Annotated in this window: 22 protein-coding genes; 12 read left to right on the top strand and 10 right to left on the bottom strand. The window is 70.1% G+C overall.

Going from position 1 to position 20,505, the window contains the following annotated elements; all coding sequences use genetic code 11:
* Positions 1–210 precede the first annotated feature (210 nt).
* From rpsO to ACVCAG_RS07750, 6 genes are all read left to right on the top strand, one after another.
* The gene (rpsO, locus tag ACVCAG_RS07725; RefSeq protein ID WP_030904195.1) at positions 211–480 is read left to right on the top strand and encodes a 30S ribosomal protein S15; all 270 of its coding nucleotides are present in this window, start codon (positions 211–213) and stop codon (positions 478–480) included.
* A gap of 319 nt (positions 481–799) precedes the next feature.
* The gene (locus tag ACVCAG_RS07730; RefSeq protein ID WP_447189615.1) at positions 800–3,154 is read left to right on the top strand and encodes a polyribonucleotide nucleotidyltransferase; all 2,355 of its coding nucleotides are present in this window, start codon (positions 800–802) and stop codon (positions 3,152–3,154) included.
* Positions 3,154–4,467, top strand: coding sequence for an insulinase family protein (locus ACVCAG_RS07735; protein ID WP_440083177.1), 1,314 nt, complete (start codon positions 3,154–3,156; stop codon positions 4,465–4,467). The genes ACVCAG_RS07730 and ACVCAG_RS07735 overlap by 1 nt, the downstream gene beginning before the upstream one ends.
* A 91-nt stretch (positions 4,468–4,558) precedes the next feature.
* Complete coding sequence (dapB, locus tag ACVCAG_RS07740; RefSeq protein WP_447189616.1) at positions 4,559–5,296, top strand: 4-hydroxy-tetrahydrodipicolinate reductase; 738 nt, start codon at positions 4,559–4,561, stop codon at positions 5,294–5,296.
* A 50-nt stretch (positions 5,297–5,346) separates the two neighbouring features.
* The gene (locus tag ACVCAG_RS07745; protein ID WP_447189617.1) at positions 5,347–5,538 is read left to right on the top strand and encodes a hypothetical protein; all 192 of its coding nucleotides are present in this window, start codon (positions 5,347–5,349) and stop codon (positions 5,536–5,538) included.
* The gene (locus ACVCAG_RS07750) at positions 5,507–6,016 is read left to right on the top strand and encodes a GNAT family N-acetyltransferase (RefSeq protein ID WP_440083010.1); all 510 of its coding nucleotides are present in this window, start codon (positions 5,507–5,509) and stop codon (positions 6,014–6,016) included. Before ACVCAG_RS07745 ends, ACVCAG_RS07750 begins: the two co-directional genes overlap by 32 nt.
* 99 nt (positions 6,017–6,115) lie before the next feature.
* Here the strand turns inward: ACVCAG_RS07750 and ACVCAG_RS07755 are convergent, their stop codons facing one another.
* From ACVCAG_RS07755 to ACVCAG_RS07770, 4 genes are all read right to left on the bottom strand, one after another.
* Positions 6,116–6,985: a 1,4-dihydroxy-2-naphthoate polyprenyltransferase gene (locus tag ACVCAG_RS07755; protein WP_447189618.1), complete on the bottom strand. Its 870-nt coding sequence runs from the start codon at positions 6,983–6,985 to the stop codon at positions 6,116–6,118.
* Positions 6,986–7,010: 25 nt separating this feature from the next.
* On the bottom strand, positions 7,011–7,622 hold the full coding sequence (locus ACVCAG_RS07760) for a GNAT family N-acetyltransferase (RefSeq protein ID WP_362677609.1): 612 nt from the start codon (positions 7,620–7,622) through the stop codon (positions 7,011–7,013).
* 132 nt (positions 7,623–7,754) lie between these two features.
* Positions 7,755–8,303, bottom strand: coding sequence for a CGNR zinc finger domain-containing protein (locus tag ACVCAG_RS07765; RefSeq protein WP_440083012.1), 549 nt, complete (start codon positions 8,301–8,303; stop codon positions 7,755–7,757).
* A gap of 238 nt (positions 8,304–8,541) precedes the next feature.
* Positions 8,542–9,939, bottom strand: coding sequence for an aminotransferase class I/II-fold pyridoxal phosphate-dependent enzyme (locus tag ACVCAG_RS07770; protein WP_440083013.1), 1,398 nt, complete (start codon positions 9,937–9,939; stop codon positions 8,542–8,544).
* Positions 9,940–9,961: 22 nt separating this feature from the next.
* Between ACVCAG_RS07770 and ACVCAG_RS07775 the strand changes: the two genes are divergently transcribed.
* Positions 9,962–10,957, top strand: a complete 996-nt coding sequence (locus ACVCAG_RS07775) for an EamA family transporter (protein ID WP_440083014.1) — start codon at positions 9,962–9,964, stop codon at positions 10,955–10,957.
* A 134-nt stretch (positions 10,958–11,091) separates the two neighbouring features.
* Positions 11,092–12,114, top strand: coding sequence for a hypothetical protein (locus tag ACVCAG_RS07780; protein ID WP_440083015.1), 1,023 nt, complete (start codon positions 11,092–11,094; stop codon positions 12,112–12,114).
* Between the two features lie 38 nt (positions 12,115–12,152).
* On the opposite strand, the gene ACVCAG_RS07785 is transcribed toward ACVCAG_RS07780, so the two are convergent.
* Positions 12,153–12,590: a MerR family transcriptional regulator gene (locus ACVCAG_RS07785; RefSeq protein ID WP_447189619.1), complete on the bottom strand. Its 438-nt coding sequence runs from the start codon at positions 12,588–12,590 to the stop codon at positions 12,153–12,155.
* Positions 12,591–12,742: 152 nt separating this feature from the next.
* Between ACVCAG_RS07785 and ACVCAG_RS07790 the strand changes: the two genes are divergently transcribed.
* The 3 genes from ACVCAG_RS07790 (at position 12,743) to ACVCAG_RS07800 (ending at position 15,450) form a co-directional block, all read left to right on the top strand.
* Positions 12,743–13,456, top strand: a complete 714-nt coding sequence (locus ACVCAG_RS07790; RefSeq protein ID WP_447189620.1) for an SDR family oxidoreductase — start codon at positions 12,743–12,745, stop codon at positions 13,454–13,456.
* A 676-nt stretch (positions 13,457–14,132) separates the two neighbouring features.
* Positions 14,133–14,789 carry a YoaK family protein gene (locus ACVCAG_RS07795; protein ID WP_447189621.1) on the top strand — a complete coding sequence of 219 codons (657 nt, stop codon included), beginning with the start codon at positions 14,133–14,135 and terminating at the stop codon, positions 14,787–14,789.
* Positions 14,790–14,973: 184 nt separating this feature from the next.
* Positions 14,974–15,450, top strand: a complete 477-nt coding sequence (locus ACVCAG_RS07800; RefSeq protein ID WP_440083019.1) for a redoxin domain-containing protein — start codon at positions 14,974–14,976, stop codon at positions 15,448–15,450.
* A gap of 3 nt (positions 15,451–15,453) precedes the next feature.
* On the opposite strand, the gene ACVCAG_RS07805 is transcribed toward ACVCAG_RS07800, so the two are convergent.
* On the bottom strand, positions 15,454–15,966 hold the full coding sequence (locus ACVCAG_RS07805; protein WP_440083020.1) for a GntR family transcriptional regulator: 513 nt from the start codon (positions 15,964–15,966) through the stop codon (positions 15,454–15,456).
* Positions 15,967–16,017: 51 nt separating this feature from the next.
* The gene (locus tag ACVCAG_RS07810) at positions 16,018–16,500 is read right to left on the bottom strand and encodes a GntR family transcriptional regulator (RefSeq protein ID WP_440083021.1); all 483 of its coding nucleotides are present in this window, start codon (positions 16,498–16,500) and stop codon (positions 16,018–16,020) included.
* A gap of 110 nt (positions 16,501–16,610) precedes the next feature.
* On the opposite strand from ACVCAG_RS07810, the gene ACVCAG_RS07815 reads away from it, so the two are divergent.
* Positions 16,611–16,934: a hypothetical protein gene (locus ACVCAG_RS07815; protein WP_440083022.1), complete on the top strand. Its 324-nt coding sequence runs from the start codon at positions 16,611–16,613 to the stop codon at positions 16,932–16,934.
* 192 nt (positions 16,935–17,126) lie between these two features.
* On the opposite strand, the gene ACVCAG_RS07820 is transcribed toward ACVCAG_RS07815, so the two are convergent.
* From ACVCAG_RS07820 to ACVCAG_RS07830, 3 genes are all read right to left on the bottom strand, one after another.
* Positions 17,127–17,783, bottom strand: a complete 657-nt coding sequence (locus ACVCAG_RS07820) for a RadC family protein (protein ID WP_440083023.1) — start codon at positions 17,781–17,783, stop codon at positions 17,127–17,129.
* A gap of 284 nt (positions 17,784–18,067) precedes the next feature.
* Entirely contained in the window at positions 18,068–19,135 is a 1,068-nt protein-coding gene (locus ACVCAG_RS07825) for a glycerophosphodiester phosphodiesterase family protein (protein ID WP_440083024.1), read from the bottom strand.
* Between the two features lie 306 nt (positions 19,136–19,441).
* Positions 19,442–20,164 carry a UTRA domain-containing protein gene (locus tag ACVCAG_RS07830; RefSeq protein WP_440083025.1) on the bottom strand — a complete coding sequence of 241 codons (723 nt, stop codon included), beginning with the start codon at positions 20,162–20,164 and terminating at the stop codon, positions 19,442–19,444.
* Positions 20,165–20,505 lie beyond the last annotated feature (341 nt).

Here is a 20,505-nt window from a genome sequence, read left to right on the forward strand (position 1 = left end):
GCTCTCCCGGTCCCGCCGGGGTTTCCTGACAGGGCTCGCCGGTGCTTTCGTACGATGTGCGAGGGCACTGAAGCCGGTGGTAACCTGGCATGTCAGCTCTGTAACCGGCGATCGATGATCCCGGTGCTGATCTCGCCACGGCGACTGTAGGCACGCACGGTCGTTCGGGGAGCCGGAATTGCGCGTGCCCGCAGAGGTTCAAGGAGAAAAGTGTCGCTCGACACCGCAGCAAAGAAGCAGATCATCGGTGACTACGCCAAGGGTGAGACCGACACCGGTTCCCCCGAGGTGCAGATCGCGCTGCTCAGCAAGCGCATCAGCGAGCTCACCGAGCACCTGAAGGTGCACAAGCACGACCACCACAGCCGTCGTGGCCTGCTGCTGCTCGTCGGCCGCCGTCGCCGGCTGCTGAAGTACCTGCAGAGCAAGGACATCGCGCGCTACCGCTCGCTCATCGAGCGGCTCGGCCTGCGCCGATAGTGTTGTGAGGGGGTGGCGTTCGCGCCGCTCCCTCATATCTCATACGGGGTGGTGTCGGCGCGTCGCGCCACGAAGACGCCGCCCCGGTGAGCAAACTGAATAGCCGAGACAGTGCCCCGCGTCCGCAAGCAAGCGCGCCCCACGGCGTCGGAGGGCCGGTCCTCGGTAGTGGCCCCCGGTCATCATGGCACAAGCCATACGGAACCGGGCGCTTCGATCGAAGACCGGCGCTGCACCTACGGGGAGCCGGCAACATGACGAACCAGGCGCGACACGTGCGTCTGGCCGGACGCGGGCGACCGAAACAAGGAGGTCCCCCGTGGAGGGTGTCCACAGCAGCGAAGCCGTTATCGACAACGGCTCATTCGGCACGCGTACCATCCGGTTCGAGACCGGGCGGCTCGCGCGCCAGGCGGCGGGTTCCGCCGTCGTCTATCTCGACGACGACACGATGGTCCTCTCCGCGACCACCGCGTCCAAGAATCCCAAGGAGAACCTCGACTTCTTCCCCCTCACGGTGGACGTCGAGGAGCGAATGTACGCCGCGGGCCGCATCCCCGGCTCGTTCTTCCGGCGTGAGGGCCGTCCCTCCGAGGACGCCATCCTCACCTGCCGCCTGATCGACCGGCCGCTGCGCCCCTCGTTCGTCAAGGGTCTGCGCAACGAGATCCAGGTCGTCGCCACCATCATGGCGCTGCACCCCGAGCACCTGTACGACGTCGTGGCGATCAATGCCGCGTCCCTGTCCACCCAGCTCGCCGGGCTGCCGTTCTCCGGTCCGATCGGCGGCGTCCGCGTCGCGCTGATCGAGGGCCAGTGGGTCGCCTTCCCGACCAACACCGAGCTGGCCAGTGCCACCTTCGACATGGTGGTCGCGGGCCGCGTCCTGGACGACGGCGACGTCGCGATCATGATGGTCGAGGCCGAGTCCACCCGCGACACGCTCAAGCTGGTCGCCGAGGGTGCCGTGGCGCCGACCGAGGAGACCGTGGCCCAGGGCCTCGAGGCCGCCAAGCCGTTCATCAAGGTGCTGTGCGAGGCGCAGGCCAAGGTCGCGAAGGTCGCCGCCAAGGAGACCGCCGAGTACCCCCTGTTCCTCGACTACCAGGACGACGTCCTGGAGGCCGTGACCGGCGCGGTGCGCAGCGAGCTCGCCGCCGCGCTCACCATCGCCGGCAAGCAGGAGCGCGAGACCGAGCTCGACCGGGTCAAGGCCCTGGTGCTGGAGAAGGTCGGCCCCGACTTCGAGGGCCGCGAGAAGGAGATCGGCGCCGCGTTCCGGTCGCTGACCAAGAAGCTCATGCGCGAGCGCGTCATCGCCGAGGGCGTCCGCATCGACGGCCGCGGCGTCAAGGACATCCGGCAGCTCAGCGCCGAGGTCCACATCGTGCCCCGCGTGCACGGCTCGGCCCTGTTCGAGCGCGGCGAGACCCAGATCCTGGGCATCACCACGCTCAACATGCTCCGCATGGAGCAGATGATCGACACGCTCAACCCCGAGCGCACCAAGCGCTACATGCACAACTACAACTTCCCGCCCTACTCCACCGGTGAGACCGGCCGGGTGGGCTCGCCCAAGCGGCGCGAGATCGGTCACGGCGCGCTCGCCGAGCGGGCGCTCCTGCCGGTGCTGCCGGCGCGCGAGGAGTTCCCGTACGCGATCCGCCAGGTCTCCGAGGCGCTGAGCTCCAACGGCTCGACCTCCATGGGGTCGGTCTGCGCCTCGACGATGGCGCTGCTCGACGCGGGCGTCCCGCTGAAGGGCATCGTCGCGGGCATCGCGATGGGCCTCATCAACGAGGGCGACCAGTACGTCACGCTGACCGACATCCTCGGTGCCGAGGACGCCATGGGCGACATGGACTTCAAGGTCGCCGGCACCAAGGACGTCATCACCGCCCTCCAGCTCGACACCAAGCTGGACGGCATCCCGGCCTCCGTGCTGTCGGCCGCGCTGCGGCAGGCCAAGGGCGCCCGCCTGGCGATCATCGACGTGATGCAGGAGGCCATCGACTCCCCGGCGGAGATGAACGCGACGGCCCCGCGCATCATCACGATCAAGATCCCGGTGGACAAGATCGGAGAGGTCATCGGCCCGAAGGGCAAGATGATCAACCAGATCCAGGACGACACCGGCGCCGAGATCACCCTGGAAGACGACGGAACCATCTACATCGGCGCCACCGACGGCCCGTCCGCCGAGGCGGCCAGGTCGGCGATCAACGCCATCGCGAACCCGCACATGCCGGAGGTCGGCGAGCGCTACCTGGGCACGGTCGTCAAGATCGCCGCCTTCGGTGCCTTCATCTCCCTCATGCCGGGCAAGGACGGCCTCCTGCACGTCTCCCAGATCCGCAAGCTGCACGGCGGCAAGCGCATCGAGAACGTCGAGGACGTCATGAACGTCGGCGAGAAGGTCCAGGTGGAGATCGCCGAGATCGACTCGCGCGGCAAGCTCTCCCTGGTGCCCGTCGAGGTCATCGAGAAGGAGGCCGCGGCCAGGGCCGAGTCCGGTGACGCCGAGCCGTCGTCGGCCCCGGACGCCGAGGCGTCCGCCGCCGCCGACGAGCGGCCCCGCGAGGAGCGGCCCCGCCGCACCCGCACCCGCAGCAGCAACGGCGGTGGCGGTGGCGGCAACCGTGGTGGTGGCGGAGGGGAAGACCGCAACTCGTGATCACCACCACTCTGCACCCCGGCAAGGACGGCGCCGGGGTCGTGAAGCGCACCGTCCTTCCCGGTGGGCTCCGGGTGGTGACCGAGTCCATGCCGACCGTGCGTTCCGTCGCGGTCGGCATGTGGGTCGGCATCGGATCGAGAGACGAGTCCCCCCAGCACATGGGCTCCTCCCACTTCCTCGAGCACCTGCTGTTCAAGGGCACGCCCACGCGGGACGCCCTGGAGATCTCCGCGGCCATCGAGGGCATCGGCGGCGAGATCAACGCGTTCACCGCCAAGGAGTACACCTGCTACTACGCGCGGGTCCTCGACGAGGACCTGCGGGTGGCGATCGACGTGCTCGCCGACGTGGTGACCTCCTCGCTCATCAGCGAGGAGGACGTCGAGGCCGAGCGTGGCGTGATCCTGGAGGAGATCGCCATGCACGACGACGATCCCTCGGACGTGGTGCACGAGCAGTTCTCCGCCGAGCTGTACGGTGACACGCCGGTCGGCAGGCCGATCCTCGGCACGGTCGACTCGATCACCGCGGTCACCCGCGACCGGATCGCCGAGTACTACCGGCGCTACTACCTGCCCACCCACACCGTGGTGTCGGTGGCGGGCAACGTCGATCACGAGCGGGTCGTGGCCCTGGTCGCCGCGGCCTACGAGCGGGCCGGGGCCCTGGGCGGGGACGCCTCGCCGGTGCCCCCGCGCGTGTCGGGTCCCGGCGTCGAGCTCCGCTCCGGCACGCGGGTGGTGCACCGGCCGACCGAGCAGGCCAACCTGGTCCTCGGCACGACGGCGCTGACCCGCACCGACGAGCGCCGCTTCGCGCTCGGCGTGCTCAACGCGGCGCTGGGCGGCGGCATGTCCTCACGGCTGTTCCAGGAGATCAGGGAGAAGAGGGGCCTGGCCTACTCGGCCTACTCCTACACCTCCGCCCTCGCCGACACCGGCCAGTTCGGCATCTACGTCGGCTGCCTGCCGTCGAAGATCGACGACGTGCTGAAGATCTGCCGCGAGGAGGTGCTCCGCGTGGTCGCCGACGGCATCACCGAGGAGGAGATCGTCCGCGGCAAGGGCCAGATGCGCGGCGGTCTCGTGCTCGGCCTGGAGGACACCGGTTCCCGGATGTCCAGGATCGGCAAGGGCGAGCTGGTCTTCGACGAGCTGCTCTCGGTCGACGACCTGCTCGCCAGGATCGACGCGGTGACCCCGGAGCAGATCGCCGAGGTCGCCTCGGAGGTCCTCACCCGCCCGATGACCCTCGCGGTCATCGGCCCCTACGAGGAGGACAGGGACTTCAGCGCGGCCGTCACCGGCTGACGGTTCCCTCACAGCTCCCTGTACGAGCGGCCCCGGCGTTCCGCGCCGGGGCCGTCCGTCGTCCCGGGGTCTTCGGTATAGCCTTGGGCCCGTGATCAGGGTTGGAGTTCTCGGCGCCCGAGGGCGCGTCGGTGTCGAAGTGTGCAGGGCCGTCGAGGCGGCGGACGATCTGGAGCTGGTCGCGGCCGTCGACCAGGGTGACCCGATCGAGGGGCTGGAAGGCGCCGAGGTGGTGGTCGACTTCACCCACCCCGACGTCGTCATGGGCAACCTCGAATGGTGCGTCTCCCACGGCATCCACCCGGTGGTCGGCACCACCGGCTTCGACGCGGGACGGCTGGCGACCGTCAGGGGCTGGCTGGACGCCAACCCCGGGGTCAACGCGCTGATCGCCCCCAACTTCGGCATCGCGGCCGTGCTCATGATGCACTTCGCCCAGCAGGCGGCCCGCTACTTCGCGTCGGCCGAGATCGTCGAGCTGCACCACCCCAACAAGGCCGACGCGCCCTCGGGCACCGCCCGCCGCACGGCCGAGCTGGTCGCCGAGGCCCGGCGCAAGGCGGGTTCTGCGCCGATGCCGGACGCCACCAGCACGGAGCTCGACGGGGCGCGCGGCGCCGACGTCGACGGGGTCCGCGTGCACGCGGTCCGGCTGGCCGGGCTCATCGCCCACCAGGAGGTCATCCTGGGCGGCGACGGCGAGATCCTCACCATCCGCCACGACACCATGAACCGCTCGTCGTTCACCCCGGGCGTGTTGCTGGGCGTGCGCCGGGTGCGCGAGCTCCCCGGCCTCACCGTCGGCCTGGAGCATCTTCTCGACCTCTAGCGCGTGACCCGCCGGGCCCGCCGGTTCCGCCGTCTCCGGAACCCCGGGCCTTGCGCCGCTCGACCATGACACCTTCCGAGCTCGCCTGCCCGCTCTGTCACGGCACCGCGTTCCAGCAGGAGCAGGGCAGGCTCGACAGCCGCTGGGGTATCACGTCGCACCGGTTAACCCTGATGATCTGCGAACGGTGCCGCTATATCCTCCACTTCTATGACAAGCACTCCATCTTCGACTTCGACTGAGGTCCGCTGGGCGCGGCCGGAGGAGCTGGCCGGGCTGGTGGCGGTGGAGTTGGCGGCCGACGGGGTCTTCGCCCAGGTGGGGATCACCTTCCCGCCGGGGACCACGATGGTCGAGGAGGCCGGCGACCCCTCCCGGGTGCTCGTGGCCGGCGACCCGCCGATCGGGTTCGCCCTGTTCGGCCTGGTCGACGGGCAGGTCCACCTCGACCAGCTCGCCGTCCACCCCGACCACGGGCGCAGGGGGGCCGGTGGGCGCCTGCTGGAGGCCGTCTGCGAGCACGCGGCCTCGACCGGTTTCGCCGCCGTGACGCTGACGACCTACCGCGACGTGTCCTGGAACGCGCCCTGGTACGCCCGGCGCGGCTTCTCCGTGCTCGATCCGGCGGAGTGGGGGCCGGAGCTGGCCGAGCTGGTGCGCCACGAGCGCGAGCTGGGCATCGAGATCGTCCCCCGCGTCGTGATGCGCCGCATCCTGTGACGGGGCCGGTTCAGCGGGCCGTGAAGCCGGGCTTCGGCAGGGCCGGGTGGAGGGGCCTCGGGGGCCTCGGCGGGGCCGGCGAGCCGGTCCTTCGCGGGCTCAGAGGGCCAGGCCGATGGTGAGCAGCAGGCCGTACACGAGCTGGAAGCGGCCCGTCTGCTGGAGCGTGGCGATGAGCACGGAGCCGGTCGCGCCCGCCCGTACGGCCTTCACCGGGGCGACGGCGAGCGGGGCGGCGAGCAGCGCCAGGGCCGCGAACGGCCGCCACGGCGCCAGCGCGGGCGCGATCACCAGGGGCAGCAGCAGGCACAGGGTGTAGAGGACCCGGGTGCCGCGGTCACCGAGCACCACGGCCATGGTGCGCTTGCCCGCGGGCCCGTCGGTCACGATGTCGCGCAGGTTGTTGACCACGAGCATCGCGCAGGCCAGCAGGCCCGCCGGGACGGCCGCCGCCACCGCGAGCCAGGGCAGGTACTCGAGCTGGACGTACGTGGTGCCCGCCACCGCCACCAGGCCGAAGAACACGAAGACCGAGACCTCGCCGAGCGCCCGGTAGCCGTACGGGCTGGAGCCGCCGGTGTAGAACCAGGCCGCGGCGATCGCCAGCGCGCCGACCAGCAGCAGCCACCACGCCCCGGTGGCCACGACGAGCACCAGCCCGGCCACCGCGGCGGCCAGGAAGCAGGCGAGGGCCGCGGTGAGGACCTGGCGGGGCGAGGCGGCGCGGGAGCCGACCAGGCGCATCGGGCCGACCCGGTCGGAGTCGGTGCCGCGCACCCCGTCGCTGTAGTCGTTGGCGTAGTTGACGCCCACCTGGAGGGCGAGGGCCACGAACAGGGCCAGCAGGGCCCGCCACCACACCCCTCCGGAGTGCCCGATCGCGACTCCGGTGCCTATGGCGACGGGGACGACGGCGGCGGGAAGGGTGCGCGGACGTGCTCCGGCGATCCACTGGCTCGGGGTGGCCATGGGCGTGCGAGGTTCCTCTCCGGCTCTAGCTGATGTCGGTCGCCAGGCGGATCATCCGCACCGTACGGCCCATGTCGATGACCCGCTCGGCCCCGTCGGCGCCCCACCCGGCGGACTCCAGGAAGCCGAGCACCGCGTAGTTGTCGGCGAAGACCCAGGTCACGATGGTGTGGTAACCGTCGTCACGGAGGTAGTCGACCGTGGCGTTCAGCAGCCTGCTGCCGTGGCCGCGCCGGACGTGGTCGGGGTCGATCAGGAAGGTGAGCATCTCCCCGGCGGTGGTCGGGTCGAGGTCGGGATCCTCCGCCGGGGCGTGTGAGGCCAGACCGGCGACCTTCTCCGCGCCCTGCAGCGCGGCCATGGCCTCGATGCCGCCGGGACCGAGCGCCGGGAAGGCGTCGGTGTCGAGGACGACCTGCTCCACGGCCACCAGCACGCGGTGCCGGCGGCTGGGCGGCGAGGTGATCGCGTCCTCCCACTGCTGGCGCCACATCTTCTCGGCCGCCGGGCCGGTCATCTGCTCCAGCGGTCCTTCGGGAAGGAAGTCCCGGTAGCCGTACTTCCACGCGCGGATCTGGGTGCCCGTCACCGCGGCGACATCCTCGTGCCGAGCCGCCCGCACGCCTACGTCTGCCATCTCGGCCCGCTCCTTCTCTGCCGTCTGCCGTCGCCTCGAAACGCGCTGTCTCGTGGATCTCGTGCCACGCGAGCGGGCATCAGGCGGGTGGATCCGTGAGGCAGGCTCTTACACCGTATCGGGGAATCCGACTCAGAGATGACGTGAACCCGGCTCCGTCTGCCGTCGGGCCCGATATGCCCTTGTCTTCGTGCGGTTGCCGCAGACCCTCATGGAACACCACGAGCGTGAACGATTCTTGGACGAGTCGACGAACGCCCACTGGCAGGTGCTCTCGGTGCAGACCTTCAGACGGGGCCACATCCCGCCGGAGTGGGCGCCCATCACGGCGGCGACGATCCCGGCCAGGCCGCCGGGCACCCCCGTCGCGACCGGTTCGAGCACCGGCCCACCGGCGGTCAGGGCGACGCGCAGCGGGAGGGCGCCGAAGGGCCGCGACGGCCCGGGGTCGTGATCACCGCCGCCGGGGCGGTCGTGGTTGTGGCGGAGGGCCTCGCGGAGGGTCTCGCGGAGCTCGACGGCCGTCGCCAGATCGGTATCGGTGGCCGTGTCTCCCGGGCCGATCAGGCCTCGTCCGGCCAGCCAGGCGGTCAGCGCGGCCGGGGAGGGGATCGAGTCGGTCTCCTCCTCGACGTCGTACGTGTTCACGAAGTCGATCACCAGCTCGGAGGGATCGTCCATGTCGTCGCTTACCTCCTCCCTGTTCGCAACCACTGTACGCCATTAGGGGGTTGTGTTCCCTGCGACACCTCCATAGGGTCATAGATGGTGTTTTGAGGAGGTCGTCATGTGGTACCTGGCCTATCTCGCGTTCAAGGAGACCGGCCGGCGCGCGTCGTACCGGAGGAGAGACCATGATCATGAGGGTGTGGAGAGGCCGGACCAGCGCCGAGGACGCCGCCGGTGAGGGTGCTCCCGGTCAGAGGGTGTCCAGGGCCGTCGCCAGCCTGCGTACGCCCTCGACCAGCTCGGCCGTGTGGACGGCCGCCGAGTGGGTCACCCTGATGCGCGGGCCCGGCGGCTCGGCGGGGTAGTAGATGCGCCCGGGACTCACCAGGGCGCCCGCCCTCCTGGCGGTCTCCACCACGGTCTCCTCGTCCCGGTCCTCGGGGAGCCGTACCCACACGTGCAGACCGCCACGGGGGACGAGGTGGATCCCGGCGCCGGGCATCCGGGCGGTCAGGGCGGCGGCGAGGGTGTCCCTGCGAAGCGCCAGCTCGGTGCCCAGGGTGGCCAGGTGGCGACGCCAGGCGGGCGAGCCGACGAACTCCAGCGCCGTCTCCTGGAGCGGCCTGGCCACGAAGAACGACTCCACGAGCTGGTTCGCCCGGAGGCGCCGGGCGGCGGGGCCCCGGGCGACGACCCCGGCGACCCGCAGGCTCGGCGACAGGACCTTGGTCAGGGAGTTGATGTGCACGACCGTGCCGTGGGCGTCCAGCGCGACCAGCGGCGGCGGTACGGGGGAGGTGGTGAAGTAGCGGGCGTAGTCGTCCTCGATCACGAACGCCCCGGCGGCGCGGGCGATCGCCAGCACCTGCTCGCGGCGCTCCGGGGGCAGGGTCGCGCCGGTGGGGTTGTGCAGGGTCGGCTGGCACAGGAAGACCCGCGCGCCGGTCACGGCGAACGCCTCCGCGAGGAGCTCGGGCCGCACCCCGTCGCGGTCGACGGGCACGGCCGTCGCGCGGAGCCCGGCGGCCCGCGCCGCCGCGAGCGCGCCCGGGTAGGTGGGGGTCTCGACGAGGACGGGGGTGCCGGGGGCGGCGAGGGCGCGGAAGGCGTGGATGAGCGCCGCCTGCCCGCCGCTGACGATGAGCACGTCCGAGGGGGTGACGTCGCCGCCCAGCTCCTGGGCGAACCACCTGCGCAGCTCGGAGAGACCGGCCAGCGGCGGCATCGCCCAGACGTCGGGGCGGCGCAGCGCCCGGGAGGCGGCGGCCGACAGGGCCCTGGAGGGGCGCAGGACCGGGTTGAGGTAGCCGCCGGTGAGCGGGATGACCCCCTCGGGCGGGGCGGTGAGCAGGCCGCTGACCTCGCTGTCGTCCACCACCCTGTCACCGAGCGCCACCGTCTGCCACGACATGTCGGCGTTGTCGCCGCCCCGCGTGATCGCCGGGGCCACGTAGGCGCCGCTGCCGGGCTTGGTGATCACCCTTCCCTCGGCGGCGAGCCTGCCGATCGCGCGCGACACGGTCACCGGGCTCACGTTGTGCAGCCGGACCAGCTCCCGGCTCGACGGCAGCCGGTCGCCCGGACGGAGCCGCGACACCTCCTCACGGAGCGTGGCGGTGAGCCGGACGATACTGCTATCGTCATTCATGAGTGAAAAGAGTAGCGCTATCGTGCCAAATCGGATAGCGGCGGGTACGGTCTCGCCGGTCTCGCCCGGAGAGGTGCTGCCCGGTGTGGTGCCTCCACGGGAGGCACGCCACGATCGGCGGACGGCCGGCGCTGTGCCGCCCGGGGCGCCGGGCAGAGCCTGGCGGGGAACCCTGCTGGCCGGGCTCGGGGTGCTGGCGTTCTCGGGGTCGTTCCCGGCGACCGTCTTCGCGATGGAGGGCTTCGACCCCTACCTGGTGGCGGTCGGCCGGGCCGCCGTCGCCGCCGTCGCGGCCGCCGCGTTCCTGCTCGTGGCCGGGGTGCCGCTGCTGCCGCCCAGGTCCCAGCTCCGGTCGTACGGCGTCATCGTGGCGGGCGTGGTGTTCGGCTTCCCCCTCTTCAGCGGCCTGGCGCTCTACGCCGGGGCCTCCACCTCGCACGCCGCCGTGGTGATCGGGCTGCTGCCCGCGGCCACCGCCGCCTGCGCGGTGCTGCGGGCGGGGGAGTGGCCCAGGGCGCTGTTCTGGGTGTCCTGCGGCCTCGGGGCCGTGTCGATCACCGCCTTCACCCTCAGCATGGGCGGCGGCCACGTCACCGGGGCCGACCTGCTGCTCGTCGGCGCGCTGCTGTCGGCCGCCGTCGGCTACACCGAGGGCGGGCGCCTGGCCCGCGCGACCCCCGGCTGGCGGGTGATCTCCCACACCCTCGTCCTCGCCACCCCGCTGACCGTGCCGATCACCGTCGCGCTCGCGCTCACCACCGACGTGCGGCCCACCGCCGCCTCGCTGGCCGGATTCGCGTACGTCGGCCTGGTCTCGATGTTCCTCGGCTTCATCCCCTGGTACGCGGGCCTGGCCATGGGCGGCATCGCCCGCGCCGGGCAGACCCAGCTCGCCCAGCCGCTGCTGACGCTGCTGTGGGCCTGGTTGCTGCTCGGCGAGCTCTTCGGCCCGGTCACGATCGCGGCGGCGCTGGCCGTCCTCGCGTGCGTCGCCCTGACCCAGCGGGCCCGCTCCTGAAAATCTTCGGGGTCGGGACGGATCCTGTGCCGGGTCCCGAGGTGGGGCGCGCCGGGCCGGACCCCGGGGCGTCCTTGAAAGACATGACATACAGGCGCAAGATGTGAGACGAAGCCGTCACAGGGGGTGTGGCCATGGCGGACCTGACGATTCCCGAGGGCGGTTTCTGGCCCGCTCCCGAGATCCCTCAGCCGAACATCTACCCGATGGAGTGGCGGGTCGAGACCGAGAAGCTCGCCGCCATCTACGAGAAGTCCAAGCGGACGGTCTGGAACCCGGCCGACCTGCCCTGGGAGGATCTCAGGCCGAGCGACTTCACCCACGAGCAGCGCCTCGGGATCATGTACTGGTTCTCCGTGCTCGCCAACTTCGACGCCTCGGGCCCGGCCGTCTTCGCCCGCGCCACCATCCAGGCGTTCGAGAAGCACGAGGAGGACCCGGTCAGGAAGTGCTTCTTCTCGATCACGCGTGACGAGATGAACCACGAGGAGTGCTGCCAGCGCACCATCGCCAGGCTCTGGCCGGGCGGGCCGCTCGACTGGACCCCCGTCACCGACCTGGAGAAGGCCGCCCACAACAACATCGGCTGGCTCTATCACAACGGTGGCCGCTACTGGACGGGCTACAGCGGCGCCGTCGGCAGGTACAGCCTGCCGGTGCTGTTCACCAGCTTCATGATGGGGGAGATGGCCGCGTCCACCCTGTTCCGGGGCATGGCGACCGGGACCAGGCATCCCGTCTTCGGTGACATGTTCCACCGCATCGGCCGCGACGAGTCGCGCCACCTGCAGATCTGCATGACCATCCTGGAGAACGAGTGGCCGGGCCTCACCGACGACACCCGTTCCCTGATCACCCGCCAGCTGCGCGCGGGCTTCGTCTTCCTCTCGATGATCCTCTGGGAGCCTCCCGGCGGCTTCTGGGAGCTCCCGCCGTACTTCCTGCCCAACCACCGCGTCCTGATGGACCACGCCCGCGACGCGGGCCTCGGCGTGCTCTCCTACGAGGAACAGGCGGACAACTGGCGCGTGGCCATGGCCAGGATCCGCGCCATCGTCGAACGCTGGGGCATCGAGTTCCCCGCCATCCCCGAACTCGACATCGACGGCGTCCAGGTCGAAGCCCTCGACCCCGAGGACATCATCCCGGTGTTCTAGAGCCCGTACGGACTCCGGACCCCTCCCGCGTCGCGCGGTCAGACCGACGCCGTGGTCCCGGCCTTTGCGGCGTTCCCGGCATTCTCGGTGTTCCCCGCGGCCGACTGCTCGCGCAGTGCCGGGCAGTGCTCCGGATCCGGGCGCACGGCGAGCTCGATCACCTGACCCAGCCTCCGCCCCGCCCCCTCCAGCTCGGCGATGCTCGCGGTGATGCGGGCACGCTCGGCGCGCAGGATCTCGATCACCTCAGGTTCCGCGTGCCCGGCATCGACGCAGGGCAGGATGGTCGCGATCGTGCGGCTGCCGAGCCCGGCGGCGTACAACTGCCGGATGAGCCGCACCCGGTCGATCGCCGAATCCGCGTAGAGCCGCTGACCGCTCGGCGTGCGCTCGGAGCTGAGGATGCCCTGCTCCTCGTAGTAGCGCAGCGCGCGCGTGCTCACCTTCGACCTGCCGGCCAGCTCGCCGATCCGCATGTGCGCACCCTTCGATCTCGTCTTTCGTCTCTCGTCTCGACCGGTGACACCCGCCGGCGCGTACGACTTGCCCTTGACGTCAACGTCAAGTCTTAACGTACTCGACAGCGGGCGGACGCGACCGCGTCCGTCACGGATCGAAAGGAACCCCCATGGATGTCACCGGCTCGATCGCACTCGTCACCGGGGCCAACCGCGGCATCGGCCGCCGCTTCGTCGACGAGCTGCTCGCGCGCGGTGCCGCGAAGGTCTACGCCACGGCCCGCCGCCCCGAGCTGATCGAGGTGTCCGACCCGCGGGTCGAGGTGCTGCGCCTCGACCTCCTCGACGCGCGGTCGGTGGCGGACGCGGCCGCCGCGGCCCCCGATGTCACCCTGCTGGTCAACAACGCCGGCATCACGACTGGCACGAACCTTCTGACCGGCGACCTCGACGCGATCCGGCTCGAGCTCGACACGCACCTCTTCGGGACCCTCGGCGTGATCCGCGCGTTCGCGCCGGTTCTCGCGTCGAACGGCGGCGGGGCGATCGTGAACATCCTGTCGGCGCTGTCGTGGTTCGCCTCCGACGGAGCGGGCGCCTACTCGGTGGCCAAGGCCGCCGAGTGGAACATGACGAACGGCCTGCGCCTCGAACTCGCCGGTCAGAAGACCCTGGTGCAGGGCGTGCACCTCGGAGCCGCCGACACCGACATGATGGCCGGCTACGACATCCCGAAGATCGACCCGCTGGACGTCGCCCGAGCGAGCCTCGACGGCGTGCGGTCAGGTGCGATCGAGGTGCTGGTCAATGACACGAGCCGTTACGTGAAGGCCTCGCTCGCGGCGGACCCCGCGCAGTTCTACGCCGGGTCACTGGTGAGTTGACCCGGACCCCGCCGAGCCGGCGCGACGGGCCGGACGGCCACCTGGCCGCTCCTCTCGGCGATGGCGGCCTTGATGTGGCGTCGGCGCGGGCGGGTGCGGACATACGAAAGCCCCGGCCTTCCCCGGGCCGGGGCTCGCTGCTGTCCGGGTCTCGTACGGGCTACGAGGCCACGCCCTCCAGCCGCACGACGACGCGAGCGAGCAGGTCGCGGATCCCGATCTGCCCGGCTTTGAGCTCGGCGACGTCCTGGGACACGCGGTTGAGCTTCAGCTCCATACCGCTCTGCCCGGCTTTGATCGCTGCGATGTCGCTTTTGATCTCAGCGATGTCGGATTCGACGGTGTCGATCCGATCCTCGATGTACGGCGTGCGGCCAGGATAGGACGATTCCCCGCAAACGTGAGGCCGATTCGGAAGGAAGCATCGCGTCACCCGCTTTCGAAGGCGGAAAGCCGGGTGAAACCGCTCCGAGCTGGGAAAATTCATCGTGCGCGCAACCGCATGACTACGGAGGACGGCAGATGGCCGATCAGCCCCATGACTCGCCGTGAGGGAGAAGACCCCTCGTTACCTTTCGGTCCGTCTTCCGTGCCCATTCCCAATCCGTCTTCCGCGTCCGGTTCGACACGGACGCTTGGGACGAGGTCCGTCCAGCGGCGGAGTCATGTCGCTCTCGTGCTGCTGACGCTGGCGTCGGGGGCGACGGACGCGATCGCCTTCCTCGGGCTCGGCGGTGTCTTCACCGCGAACATGACCGGCAATCTCATCCTTTTCGCCCTCGCGGGCCGCGAGGACTGGGCGCTCCACGCACTGCGCTCCGGACTCGCCTGCGCGGGGTTCTGCGCGGGACTTCTCATCGGCTTCACAATGCCGGGGCGTCGCGAGGGGCACGCGTTGTGGCCGTTGGCCGCCGTCAGGCTCCTGTGGGCCGATCTGGCCCTCCAGATCGCCTTCCTCACCGGTTGGGCGCTCATCGCGGGAGCCCCCAGCCCTGTCGCGATCCTCGCGCTGATCGGGGCGGGATCCTGCGCCATGGGCATGCAGGCCGCCGCGGCCCGCCGCGTCAACCTCGCCGGCATCACGGCCACGTTCGTCACGGGCACCCTCACCTCGCTGTTCGAGACCTCGGCGTCAGGCTGGTCCACCGACAACCGGCGTCGCGCCGCCATCGTGATCGCCCTCGTCCTCGGCGCCCTCTGCGCGTCCCTGCTCCTGCGTTTCGTGCCGCCCAGGGCCGGTGTGGTCGCCCCGTTCTGCACGTTCCTCGCGCTCGCCGTCGTACATCCGTACATGCGGGGGCGCATCCCCAGGACCGCTGAGGGGCAGCGGTGATTCGCAGCCGGTTCACGGGGTTTTCGCGGGATGAGAACGGATATTCCAGGGTGGGTCGGTTATGGGCCTGTCGCTCGGCCGGTGAATCGCTTAGAAATGAGGCTGGGACTCCGACTTCCACTCTCGCCCGATCACGACGGCCAGGGGCGAGCGGAGATCCTCCGATGACATAAGGAGATGACTCGTGGGCGTGGGCCTCTCGGTGGGAGATGTGGTCGAGGACTTCGAGCTTCTTGACGAGACGGGCACGCGGCGGCGGCTCAGCGAGTTCCTGGCGAAGGGGCCGGTGGTGCTCTTCTTCTATCCGGCGGCCATGACCTCCGGATGCACGGCCGAGAGCTGCCACTTCCGTGACCTGGCGGCCGACTTCGCCGCCGAGGGGGCGACCAGGATCGGGATCAGCCGCGACCAGGTGGACAGGCAGGCGAGGTTCGCCCAGGCCAACCAGCTGGGCTTCCCGCTGCTCTCCGACCCCGACGGCACCGTCGCCCGGCGCCTCGGCGCCCGCCGCACCGTCGCGGTGGGCCCCTTCCTCACCCGCCGGATGACCTTCGTCATCGACGTGGACCACCGCCTCCTGGAAGTGATCCACAGCGAGAGCTCCATGGAGGCCCACGCCGACCGCGCCCTCGAAGCCCTCCGCTCTCGTCCCCACCCCTGACCCTCATCCACTCGAAGAGTCGCGCTCCTGGGTCTGTGTCGGCCAATCCTCCGGTGGCAACACGTAGGTGCCGCGATAGGGCACTGTGAAAACCCAGCCTTGACTGCGCAGGAACGCGACGGCATGCCGGACGGTGGCCTTGGCGACGCCGTACTCGCACATGAGTAGTTTCTCGCTGGGAATTCGGCGATTGACCTTGATCTTGCCTCGCTGGATCATGTCGGCAACTTGGTTGGCGATCTCCTCGTAGATGGGGGTTTTCCGTCGCCGAAGCGGAACCCCCGCAGGACCTACGAAAGTCCCCTTGCCTTGGATGGTGTGTGCGAGACCCCGGGCGCGAAGTTCCCGAGTCACGCGGCGGGCAGTGGTGCGTGCGATGCCGTAGTCGACTTCGAGGTCGGCCTCGCTAGGGATGGGGTCACCAGGGACAAGATCGCTCTCATCAATGTGACCCTGCACAATGTCGGCTACCTGCTTGTACAGGGGAACCGGTCCATCTCTGTCGAGCACGGCCACGCATTAGACGTATCGATACGGCTGACCAGGATGAATCCATAAACGTCTTCGCTACTCCTGCGGCCATTTCTCCTCAGGAGAGACATAACTCCCGCGCTGAGGCACGGTGTAGATCCATCCTCGCTCACGGAGGAGTCCCACCGCGCGACGCGCGGTCTCTCGTGCCACGTCGTATTGCTGCATCAGTGTCGTCTCGCTTGGGATGGGGCGGCGCTGTTGCAGGGAGCCGTTGCGAATACGCTCGGCGATCTCATCCGCGATCTGCTGATACATGGGTGTTCTGCGAGGTTGGCGAACTCCTTCGTCGGGCGGACCCACGAACGTTCCCTCACCCTGAACGGTGTAGACGAGTCCCTCGTCCCGCAGTGTTTGAACCGCTCGTCTCGCGGTTGTTCGTGCGACACCGAATTCGCTCCTGATGTCGGTCTCGCTTGGAACGGCATGCCCTGACGGAAGGTTCGCCTCCGTGATCCGCTGGCGGATGATCTCTGCGATCTGGAGGTAGAGGTGGGTGTCTCCATCATGATCGAGCACATTCAAAATATAGACGAACGCCTACGGAGGTAGTCATAACGGTACCTCTGATTTCCCGAAGCTCAATATCAATTTTGACGAGACGATACGACTAGACGTACTGTCATCACATGGGCGCGTGGGGGATGGGAGTCCTCGTGGTGGCGGGGGTGCCGGTCGGGCGGCATCACGGGCATCACGTGGCGCCGTTGCAGGTGGGTTACGAGCCGATCGACTGGAGGCCCGAGCGGCCGAGGGCCGACCGGTTGCGGATCAAGGAGCACACCTGTGACTGCCTCCCCACCTTCTACGAGCTCTGTCAGGCGGGTGGGCTGATGTTCGTACGGCGAACGGAACGGGCGAGAAAGGGAGTGGTCGTGCACGAGTCGCCCTGGGTGGTCGCCAGGCGGACACAGGAGCTGTGGCTTCGGCTCCTGATGGGCGCCGCCCACTGACGATCGGGCGCCGGGAGGAGGACGACTCCGGACCGGCGCCCACAAAAGCCCCCGAGCTCCCTGAAGGAGGCCATGTCGTCCGGGGAGGTCGGGCGGCGGTCCCGCATCGGTCGGAGGGTCCGGTGCGGGACCGCCGGACAGCGGCCCGGCAGGCGTCCCTTCCCACACTCACCTGCCGGGCCCCTTCTCCTGTCAAGGAGGGACGCGACGCCAGGCGGTGTCGGTGACGACGAGGTGGTCGAGGAAGCGCAGGCCGACGGTCTCGGCGGCGTCGCGCAGGCGGGCGGTGACCTCCAGGTCGGCGAGGCTGGGGTCGAGGGAGCCGCTGGGGTGGTTGTGGGCCAGGCCGAAGGAGGAGCCGCCGGAGGTGAGGACGGTGCTCATGATCTCGCGGACCGGGGCGGGCGCGTGGTCGCTGCCGCCCTCGCTCACGATCGCCTTGCGGGTCACCGCGCCGCTCGGGTCGCAGACCACGACGACCACCCGCTCGTGGCTGAGGCCGCGCAGGAGCGGGGCCGCCACGGCGGCCAGATCCCCGGAGCAGGTGACGCGGCGGCGCTCGGGCTCCGCCTGCGCCTGCCGTACGAGATGGAAGGCGGCGATGACCCGGGCGGCCTTCGCGGGGCCGATGCCCGGCACCCGCATCAGGCGGTGGGCGTCGGAGCGGGCCAGGCCGTGCAGGTCGCCGCAGTGGGCGATCAGGTGGGAGGCCAGCTCCATCGCGTTGGTGCCCCGGCTGCCGGAGCCGATCAGCAGGGCGAGCAGCTCCCGGTCGGCCAGCGCGGTCGCCCCGCCGGCCAGGAGGCGCTCGCGCGGCTGGTCGTTGGCGGGCATGTCCTTGACGCGCAATCGGCACCTCCGGCTCGGGAAACCAGGTCGGTTCTACCAGGTGGCGCCGACATTCCGGCCGGATGGGGAACCGGATGGAGAGAGGCCGGGCGGCGGTCCCGCACCGGTCGGAGGGTCCGGTGCGGGACCGCCGTACAGCGGCCAGGCGGTCCTGTGTGGGACCGCCGGACAGCGGCCAGGCCGGCGTCCCTTCCCGCCCTCACTCCAGGGCGGGCGCGTGGTCGCCGGGCCAGGGCGGTGAGCTCGGCGCGGTCGCGAAACCGGCGCGGGAACCCCGGTCGGGACTACCTGAGGGAGTACTGCCGGGGAAGCTCGAACCCGCGGTCGGACATCACCTTCCGCAGGCGGTCGGGGTAGTCGGTGATGATGCCGTCGACGCCGTCGTCGATGAGCTTGTTCAGCGTGGGCTCGTCGTCGACGGTCCACGGGATCACCTTGATGCCGAGGCGGTGCGCCTGGTCGACCATCTCCTTGGTGACGTAGGGCTGGTAGCCGGGGTCGGTGATCTTCCCGTTCTGCGGGGTGCCGTGCACGGGGGAGAAGGCGGTCGCGCCGAAGGACTTGATCGCCTTGAGCGGGTCGCCGCCGAAGTCGTCGATGTCGATCCCGCCGAGCCAGGGGGACGCGCCGGGCTGTCCGGTCTGCAGGAAGTCCCGGTTGGTCAGGGCCACGAGAGGCAGCTTCCGGTCGACCTGGCGCATCCGCATCAGGGCGCCCCAGTCGAAGCTCTGGACGGTGACCTGGCGCCGCATCCCGGCCTTGCGGATCTCGGCCGCCGTGACCTGGACGAACTGCTCCCTGGGGGCCGTCTGCTGCGGCGCCCCGGCCTCGACCTTGGTCTCGACGTTGAGCATGACGTCGTGCGCGCGGTAGCGCTTGACCAGGTCGAACACCTCGCTCAGCAGGGGCATCCGGGCTCCGGGGTCCGGCCGCTGGCCGGGGAACTCCGCCAGCGTCTGGCTGCCGCAGTCCATGGTCCTGACCTGCGCCAGGGTCAGCGTGTTGATGAACTTGCCGACGTAGGGGAACTCGGGGTCGCCGTCGAACGCGGGGGCGGTGTCCCGGCACTTCCTGCCGTTGATCTGCCGGTCATGGGTCACGACCGCCTTGCCGTCCTCGGTGATCTGCACGTCGAGTTCGAGCGTGCTGACCCCGAGTTCCAGACCGTTGGCGAACGAGGCGAGAGTGCTCTCCACGACCAGCCCCAGCCCACCCCGGTGGGCCTGCAGGTCGAAGGTGCGGCGGTGGTGCCTGTCGTCGTCGCCGTGCCCGTCGGCCGTCGCCGTCCCGGACAGCGCCCCCATCGCGACACCGATCGTCGCGATCACTGCGGCCGCACGCCATCTACGCATCTGTTGTCCCTCTTCGTGGCTGATCTGTCAGGTGACCGGATCATGGTTGGACGATCCGTTCCGTTCGAGAGTCAGCCACATGTGCGGCCAGAGGGGATATTGGGGCTGAAGGGAATTTTAAGGCTTTATGACCGTTTCCCTGTCCGGCGTGGTGTCGCAGGCCAGCGGACGTCCTCGCGGCTTCCGGGGCCTGTGGGGCTTCCACGGCGGGCGACAGGCGGGTGCCGCGACACGAGACGGTGAGGACCCGCCCCCGGTCGCACGGAAACGCCCTCGCCCGCCGCGCCGGCCTTCGGGACGGGGCCGTCAGGGGTGCAGGGGGTGGGTGTAGACGAGGCGGAAGCGGTCGCCGGGGACGACGATGTCGCTGGTCTCCACCGGGCGGTCTCCGGCCCAGTGGGTGCGCTCGACGTGCAGGACCTGGACGCCCGCGGGCAGGGCGAGGGCGTCGCTCTCGGCCGGTTGCGGGACGCGGGTGTAGACCTGCTCGACGATCTCGGTGACCTTGACGCCGATGGCCGACAGGCGGGCGATCAGGCTCCGGGGGCTCTCCTCCGCGGTCTCGCCGAACTCGGCGGGCTCGTAGGAGGTGGCCAGCTGGATCGGCTTGCCGTCGCCGCGGAAGACGTAGTGGGTGCGGGTGACCGGGGCCGACTCGTCCAGCCGGAGGCGGTGGGCGATGTCCGGGGTGGCGCCGGCGGGCTCGGCCCGCCAGTCCCAGGTGGCCCGGGTGCCCTGTGACTGGATGTCCGCGCCGAAGGGGGCGTGGTGGTCGTGGAAACGCCATCGGTGCAGGGGGAGCAGCACCGGCTGTTCTCGTACGTAGTGACCCGAGCCGACGCGGCCGACGATCAGGCCCTCGGCGACGAGCACGCGCAGCGCGTGCCGGGCGGCGGTCTCGCCCACGCCGTACTTCCTGGTCAGCTGGGCGCGCGAGGGGATCGGGGCGCCGGGGGGAAGGGAGCCGTCGACGATCTGGCGCCGGATGTCGGCGACGACGCGCAGGTAGACAGGATCGGAGCTTGCCACGTGTCCATCCCTGGGGGTCTGGGGCGTTGTCCCATCCTGTCGTATTCAATGCGCAACACAGGGTAATGGCTCCGATTTGGAGCTCCAACTTTACCGCCGCTCCCAGAAGTGGCCAAAAATATCTCAGAGACCCTGTAACGCCCGCGTAAGGATCGCCGATTCAACGGTAGAGGTCGTCGATGTGTGTACCCCCGAGCACATATCGGCGGCCTCTTTCTCGTTCAAGGATGTCCCCGCCGCCGTCAAAGCGGACAAAGTTCTCGTTATTTCACATAATCGGGCGCGAGGCCTGCGGAAGCCGTTTTCTGGCCGCCTTCCTTCCGCCCTTCGGCGGTGACCGG

The organism is Streptosporangium sp. G12 (assembly GCF_052983175.1).